General features: G+C 38.0%; 1 protein-coding gene and 1 pseudogene. Both read left to right on the top strand.

Features of this window, described 5'->3' with window-relative positions; genetic code table 11:
• A pseudogene (locus ACWHAR_RS28695) lies at positions 1 to 297 on the top strand (aspartate phosphatase); the annotation flags it as partial.
• Complete coding sequence (locus ACWHAR_RS28690) at positions 287 to 484, top strand: hypothetical protein (RefSeq protein WP_017695622.1); 198 nt, start codon at positions 287 to 289, stop codon at positions 482 to 484. The pseudogene ACWHAR_RS28695 and the gene ACWHAR_RS28690, both read left to right, overlap by 11 nt.
• Positions 485 to 631 lie beyond the last annotated feature (147 nt).

Raw genomic sequence — 631 nt, 5'->3', positions numbered from 1 at the left:
ATGGATTGTTTCAGAAAAGGCGTACGCTTCGCATGTAAATTCGACGATGGCCTATTTAAAATTATGTTTGAAGGATTACAGGCGCTGTTTGTCAAAAAAGGAGAAGCGTCCATTTTATTAAATGTTTTCAACAAATTAGAGACATCCCAAGGATATCCTTATATGGAAGAGTTGGCATTATTAGCCGCAAAGTTTTATACTGAAATTGGGCAGATGGATGATTCTGTTATCTGTTTCAAAAAGATGGTTCATGCCCGCAAACAAATTCAGAGAGGGGATTGTTTGTATGAAATTTAAACTGACTTTGTGCGCTGTAATTGCTTTGATCGGAGTAAGCTTTATCAGTTCTTCCTTCGGAAATGAAGTAAACGTAGCATCTAGAAACATGACAAGCAAAGCTGCAAACGATTCAACGAACTCCCTAGCAGACAAAGCCATCTTTGATAAGGAAATAACGATTGCAGAAAACGGAACGCTTGATTAAGGACAAGACGCAGCTTAGGCTGTGTCTCTTTTTCTGAAGAAATAGGTGACAAGGTGATAGAATGTTGATGTTCAAGATGCTGATCAACTTCTGCTTGAAATCCACAAAACGATGACCTCACTTGAGTGGCATATATCTAAAATTAGT

Source organism: Bacillus sp. LR--39 (genome assembly GCF_053613335.1).
The sequence above is the reverse complement of the archived record's forward strand: the minus strand, read 5'-3'. Positions and strand labels throughout refer to the sequence as shown.